General features: G+C 43.8%; 6 protein-coding genes, 5 tRNA genes and 1 rRNA gene. 9 read left to right on the forward strand and 3 right to left on the reverse strand.

The annotated features are described in order from the left end of the window. Together rrf and AACT18_RS16245 are read left to right on the forward strand one after the other, a co-directional pair. Nucleotides 1–83, forward strand: a 5S ribosomal RNA gene (gene rrf, locus AACT18_RS18185); the annotation flags it as partial. A 29-nt stretch (nt 84–112) separates the two neighbouring features. Then, nucleotides 113–189, forward strand: a tRNA-Asp gene (locus AACT18_RS16245). A 273-nt stretch (nt 190–462) separates the two neighbouring features. Here the strand turns inward: AACT18_RS16245 and pssA are convergent. Continuing rightward, nucleotides 463–1,803 carry a CDP-diacylglycerol--serine O-phosphatidyltransferase gene (gene pssA / locus AACT18_RS16250; RefSeq protein ID WP_013857962.1) on the reverse strand — a complete coding sequence of 447 codons (1,341 nt, stop codon included), beginning with the start codon at nt 1,801–1,803 and terminating at the stop codon, nt 463–465. A gap of 98 nt (nt 1,804–1,901) precedes the next feature. Continuing rightward, a complete protein-coding gene (locus AACT18_RS16255; RefSeq protein WP_013857960.1) occupies nt 1,902–2,384 on the reverse strand; it encodes a GNAT family N-acetyltransferase in 483 nt (160 codons plus the stop codon). A gap of 8 nt (nt 2,385–2,392) precedes the next feature. On the opposite strand from AACT18_RS16255, the gene murB reads away from it, so the two are divergent. Next, nucleotides 2,393–3,439: a UDP-N-acetylmuramate dehydrogenase gene (gene murB, locus AACT18_RS16260; RefSeq protein ID WP_088731509.1), complete on the forward strand. Its 1,047-nt coding sequence runs from the start codon at nt 2,393–2,395 to the stop codon at nt 3,437–3,439. Then, nucleotides 3,436–4,398 carry a bifunctional biotin--[acetyl-CoA-carboxylase] ligase/biotin operon repressor BirA gene (gene birA / locus AACT18_RS16265; protein WP_013857958.1) on the forward strand — a complete coding sequence of 321 codons (963 nt, stop codon included), beginning with the start codon at nt 3,436–3,438 and terminating at the stop codon, nt 4,396–4,398. The genes murB and birA overlap by 4 nt, the downstream gene beginning before the upstream one ends. Nucleotides 4,399–4,411: 13 nt before the next feature. On the opposite strand, the gene coaA is transcribed toward birA, so the two are convergent. Further along, complete coding sequence (gene coaA, locus AACT18_RS16270; protein WP_010318972.1) at nt 4,412–5,335, reverse strand: type I pantothenate kinase; 924 nt, start codon at nt 5,333–5,335, stop codon at nt 4,412–4,414. A 212-nt stretch (nt 5,336–5,547) separates the two neighbouring features. Between coaA and AACT18_RS16275 the strand changes: the two genes are divergently transcribed. From AACT18_RS16275 to AACT18_RS16295, 5 genes are all read left to right on the forward strand, one after another. Beyond that, nucleotides 5,548–5,623: transfer RNA gene (locus AACT18_RS16275), tRNA-Thr, on the forward strand. 30 nt (nt 5,624–5,653) lie between these two features. After that, nucleotides 5,654–5,738, forward strand: a tRNA-Tyr gene (locus AACT18_RS16280). Nucleotides 5,739–5,772: 34 nt separating this feature from the next. Next, a tRNA-Gly gene (locus tag AACT18_RS16285) sits at nt 5,773–5,847 on the forward strand. A 10-nt stretch (nt 5,848–5,857) separates the two neighbouring features. Beyond that, nucleotides 5,858–5,933, forward strand: a tRNA-Thr gene (locus AACT18_RS16290). A gap of 101 nt (nt 5,934–6,034) precedes the next feature. Further along, on the forward strand, nt 6,035–6,267 hold a 233-nt coding region (locus tag AACT18_RS16295), incomplete at its 3' end, for a GTP-binding protein (protein WP_254920012.1).

A 6,267-nucleotide genomic window follows, 5' to 3' on the forward strand; every position in this document is an offset into this window, starting at 1 on the left:
TCCATGCCGAACTCAGAAGTGAAACACAACAGCGCCGATGGTAGTGTGGGGTCTCCCCATGTGAGAGTAGGACATCGCCAGGCTTTGAATATTGTCTAACCAGACACGCTGCGGAGCGGTAGTTCAGTTGGTTAGAATACCGGCCTGTCACGCCGGGGGTCGCGGGTTCGAGTCCCGTCCGCTCCGCCACTTATTAAGAAGCCCTGCTAGTAATAGCAGGGCTTCTTTCGTTTGAGTTTCAATGAGATGCTAAGTCGTTTTAAGCTATCTCTATTGCAACTAGATTCCCTGTGCTTATTCCTTGATGTCCTCTTGAGCGCTGAAATTCTTTTGGCTTATGTTCATCGAACAGAGTAGCTGCATGAAAGGCGCTACTATCTCAATCAATAGCCATATGAAAACTACGTGTAGGCATATAAAAAAGCCGACACGTTGTGTCGGCTAATCGTCTAGTGTTGTGCTTTACAGAATCTGTTTGAGCACTCTATCGGCCTTAACTCGCGTTACTTTGCGCAGTAGTTTTTGTACCGCATCAGGGTAGTTTTCTATCTTCTCTAGTTGTTTGTAGGTACAAACAAGTTGAGTATGTCGAAGGATGTTGTCGATCTCTTGCTCAAACTTAGGTGTTAAGTGGTGATAGTGATCTTGGATGAGAATGGCATTCTCGAGATCGAGCTTCCATGCTCTTGGATTTAAGTTATTACCAGTGATCAACATATAGCGCTTATCCACCCATACGCCTTTTAGATGGAAGCTATTCTCTTCATGTTTCCAGAGATGGATAGAAAGATTTCGACTGGCAATATGGGCTTCATTTACTTTGGCAAAACGGCGTAGATTAAGCTCATATAAATAAGGTAAGCCGCCGATTGTCTTGAAGGTTTGCTCTGGGGAAATATAGAAATCGTTTGCCGTTTTATCGCCAACGACAATGTGAACTTTTACACCCCGTTTCAATGCTTTCTTAACTTCTTTAGCGACACTTTTTGGAAAATTGAAATACGGAGTGCAGATAAAGACTTCATCTTTAGCATGAGCGATCAGTTGGTTAATATTGTGGTTGAGTTTATTTCGACGCTTTCCAATACCTACCAGTGGCGTCAAAGCCACTTGATCGGCTGTTGGGATCTGTGACTCAAACTCATAGTTTGCTGTTGCTAGAGAGGCTCTAAATTGCCGAATGTCAGTTTTGATATCTTTCGTCGTTGGCTTCGATGTGTTTGATAAGTCATTGACAGCAGGATGACTTATCATTTTTTGCTGAATAAATTGTACCATGCTATCGGCAAGAGATTGATTGTCGATGGTGTGATAGCGGTCGAATCGATAGCGCTCTTTGTGATGCAAATAAACGTTATTAAGGCTTGCTCCGCTATAGATCACCTGGTCGTCGACAATAAAACCTTTGAGATGTAAAACACCAAAAACTTCGCGGCCTCGCACGGGGATGCCGTATACGGGAATGGCGTGTTCGTGGTTCTGAGAGAACTCTTGATACATTGAAGCATTGCCTTCCGAAGCGGCCGCACCAATTAATCCACGTTGCGCTCTATGCCAATCAACGCAAATCGCAATATCTAAGCCAGGGTTTCTTTGCTTGGCATTATATAGCTCCGTTAAAACTTCTCTGCCTGCTTCGTCATCTTCTAAATACAGCGCTACAAGATAGATTCGTTTACTTGCCTGACGGATCGACTGGATCAGATGATTTTTAAATTCTTTTGCCGAAAATAAAACTTCAAAATGATCCGGTGATTGTGCGATGGTCGGCAATCGCTCGAATGGGTTTCTATGAGCAATCATATTGGATGATTTACCTTACTTATTTGCAAAATTGCGAACTGGGGATATTACCAAATTCAACGGTTCAATTGCTAGAAAAGCCGCGCATTCTCGTCATACTAGCCTAGGTATCTCATAGGAATGAGATCTTTACCACTGGATACATAGCGCTCAAACCGTTGCATAAGAGCTATTGGTAGTTCTTCTGTCATTATGGAGTGAAAACCATGACGAGCATAAAAGGGCTCAAGATGAGCGTATGCGAAGCAATAATCCTGATTATTGAGAATATTCTCGCTGCAATAATTGAGCAACTGCGACCCAATCCCTTTTTTTTGGTTTTCTGGCAGCACAAGCATGCCAGTCAGTAATCGATATACATCAATATTTTTAAATCTGACAACAGCAGATATCTGCCCATCGAGCGTGCCTATAACGCACAATTCATCTTTCCTAGCTTTTGCTGAAGGGTAATGTTCTTTGTACATTCGCTTGATCAAAGGAAGTTTTATCGGGGGGAGTATGTCAAATTGTAGTTGCCACATTTCTTCCTGCTTCGAATAGTTATCTGTTGTAGAATGGCGTGAGTTTAATTTATCCATAGAATGCCATGCAATTACATCCCAATGCGAGCTTAAAAAAATACCACACTTTTGGCCTAGAACAATCTTGTCAATTATTAGCTGAAGTTTTCTCTGTGCAAGATTTGGTGGAAATTTACCAGAGCGCAGAATGGCAAACTTTGCCTAAGTTGATGTTAGGAAAAGGTAGCAATGTCCTTTTTACTTGTGATTTTCAAGGAATGGTTTTAAGCAACCAACTGAAAGGGTTACAGCACACGCAGGATGATAATTACCATTATTTGCATGTTTCTGGTGGTGAGGATTGGCCTTCACTTGTTGAATGGGCTGTGAAGCAAAATATTGCAGGTCTTGAAAATTTGGCTTTGATACCTGGTTGTGCAGGTTCTGCTCCTATCCAAAATATTGGCGCTTATGGTGTAGAGTTTCAAGATGTGTGTGATTACGTTGATTATCTCTGTTTAGACTCCTTAACCGTCAAGCGCCTGAGCGCCAAACAATGTCTATTTGGTTATCGTGATTCTATTTTTAAGCACGCTTTGCACAGCAACGCGATCGTTGTAGCGGTAGGACTAAAGTTATTGAAGCAGTGGCAACCCGTACTGAATTATGGACCTTTGCAAGAGCTGGATAGTCACACCTGCCAAGCTATTGATATTTATAAACGGGTATGCGCTACTCGCAATGCCAAATTACCCGATCCGCGGGTGCTAGGTAACGCAGGAAGCTTCTTTAAAAATCCAATTATTAGTTTAGAACATTGGCAGGCTCTTCTTGAGAGTTATCCCGATCTTGTTTCTTACCCCGTGGAAGAAGGCAGAAAAGTAGCGGCTGGGTGGTTGATTGATCAGTGTGGGCTCAAAGGGTATAGCTTAGGTGATGCTCAAGTGCATCCGAAGCAAGCTTTAGTGTTGGTAAATAAAGGTAGCGCTACAGCCTTTGATGTCATTCAACTAGCAATTAAAGTTTGCATAGCAGTTCAGGATAAATTTTCGATATCTTTAGAGCATGAAGTCCGATTTTTAGATGCGATGGGTGAAACGAACCTTGAGCATCTTGCTAAGGAATTAAAGTGAAAGAGCACAGTGTCAAACTATCATTACTTCGTCATCTGGCCAGTGGCGAGTTTTGTTCTGGTGAGTTGCTAGGAGCCGAACTTGGTATTTCTCGCGCCGCAGTAAGTAAGCATATTAAAGGGATTCAGGAGTGGGGAATTGATATTTTCCGCGTCCAAGGCAAAGGCTATCAGCTTGCTCAATCACTGAATCTACTTGATGCGACACAGATCCAAAATGCCGTGCGTAACCCTGTCGAGCTTTTCCCCATTATCGATTCAACCAACCAATACCTGTTAGAACGTGTAGATAACCTTGCTTCGGGCAGCGTTTGCTTAGCAGAGTATCAGGCTAATGGACGGGGTCGGCGCGGGCGTCAGTGGATATCGCCATTTGGCAGCAATCTTTATGTTTCCATGTACTGGCGGCTCGACGCGGGGATGGCGGCCGCAATGGGGCTTAGCCTTGTGGTCGGGGTCGCGATTGTGGAAGCGCTAGCAAGCATCGGATTTGACGGTGTAAAGCTTAAGTGGCCGAATGATCTCTATTTTCAGGATAGAAAGCTGGCGGGCATTTTAGTAGAAATGACAGGGCAGGCTGGCGCAGCGGCACATTTAGTGATTGGGATGGGAATGAACATTTTCATGCCCGAAAATGAGCAAGCCATTGACCAGCCATGGGCAAGTTTGTCGCAGGTAGCCGACGGTCTGAAAATAGACAGGAACTTGCTCGCTATTGTCTTTATTCAATCATTAGACCAAGCGCTACGTGATTACGAGCTTTATGGGATGAAGGATTTTATACCGCGCTGGAATCGACTCGATAACTTTATTGGTCGAAAAGTTAAACTGCTTATGGGTCCCAAAGAGGTCTATGGCGTGGTGCACGGGATCAACGAATATGGAGCGGTGTTGCTAGAAACAGAGAATGGAATGGAGAGTTACATTGGTGGCGAAATATCGTTACGCAAGGCAGAGTAACCGCTTTACCAAACTATTTTCTTAGTAGTATCTCTTCCACGGTATGATTGAGGCCTTTACGCAAAACTAACTGAGCGCGCTCTTTGGTCGGTAAAATATTATGTTGCAGATTTTTACCGTTGATCGAGTGCCAGATGCTCTCAGCTTTTTCTCTCGCCTCTAGCTCAGACAGTTTTGTGTAGTGGCTAAAGTACGACCCCGTCTCCTTAAAGGCGCTGTGACGAAACTTCATAAAGCGTTCAACATACCACTTTTCAATAAGTTGACTGTCCGCATCGACATATAGAGAGAAATCTAAGAAATCAGATATAAACACTCGATGTGGATCGTGTGGATAATCCATGCCGCTTTGCAAGACGTTCAATCCTTCAATGATCAACACATCTGGTCTATCGACGACTTTTTCTTCAGTCGTGATGTCGTAAGTAAGATGTGAATAGATCGGCGCGCTTACATTTCTTTTTCCTGCTTTAACATCCGACACAAACTGTACCAGACGTTTCATATCATAAGATTCAGGAAACCCCTTTTTCCCCATAATTCCTCTCTCATTAAGAATTTTGTTGGGAAAAAGAAACCCATCTGTCGTAATCAGTTCAACTTTGGGATGATTCTCCCAGCGTGAAAGAAGCGCTTTTAACAAACGCGCCGTGGTACTTTTCCCAACGGCGACACTTCCTGCGATGCCGATGATAAAAGGAGGCGATATATCGGTATTACCGAGAAATTGATGCAAAACCGCATTTCGGCTTTGTCTGGCGGCCACGTATAAATTAAGTAAGCGAGCCAAAGGCAGATAAATCTCAGCCGTTTCTTTCATCGTTAGGTTTTCATTAATACCTTGTAGCTCTTTTAAGTCAGCCTCAGAGAGAGTCATCGGGACAGAGTTACGTAGCTCGGCCCATTGATTGCGATCAAAAGAGATATAAGGACCCATAAAATACCTAACGATGAATGACAGAAAAAAGAAGAGGATGAAACATACATTAAGGTGAAAAGAATGGAAATGCCTTAAACGATAGAATTGAGTGAGAAAACGCATTTTGCTTGAAAAAGCAACGAACAGGCGAGATTTATGGAAAATTGGTTTTTTTTTAATATTTAGGCTTGCAAGGCTGAGCATCATTCAATAGAATGCGCTCCACTTATGCCGACTTAGCTCAGTAGGTAGAGCAACTGACTTGTAATCAGTAGGTCACCAGTTCGATTCCGGTAGTCGGCACCATTCTTTTTCGAAAGAATGAAGAAAAAATTTGGAGGGGTTCCCGAGTGGCCAAAGGGAGCAGACTGTAAATCTGCCGGCTCCGCCTTCGATGGTTCGAATCCGTCCCCCTCCACCATATTCTTAAGGAAATAGCTCTCAGAGTTACGTGTGCGGGCATCGTATAATGGCTATTACCTCAGCCTTCCAAGCTGATGATGCGGGTTCGATTCCCGCTGCCCGCTCCAATTTTTGAGTGCTGATATAGCTCAGTCGGTAGAGCGCACCCTTGGTAAGGGTGAGGTCCCCAGTTCAACTCTGGGTATCAGCACCAGCTCTCCAAGCAATTATCTCCTTTTGATATATACTCCTTACCAATAATTTTGGTTGCGTGGTCATCAAAGCCACCTAAATCCGTACCTAGAGGGACAACTCATGTCTAAAGCAAAATTTGAACGTACGAAACCGCACGTAAACGTTGGTACTATCGGCCACGTTGACCACGGTAAAACAACTCTAACTGCTGCTATCTGTACTACACTTGCAAAAGTGTACGGTGGTGAAGCGAAAGACTTCGCATCTATCGATAACGCTCCAGAAGAGCGCGAGCGCGGTATTACAATCAATACTTCTCACGTAGAGTACGATACACCAGCACGCCACTACGC

Source organism: Vibrio sp. V04_P4A5T148 (assembly GCF_963875605.1).
Classification (GTDB): domain Bacteria; phylum Pseudomonadota; class Gammaproteobacteria; order Enterobacterales; family Vibrionaceae; genus Vibrio; species Vibrio anguillarum.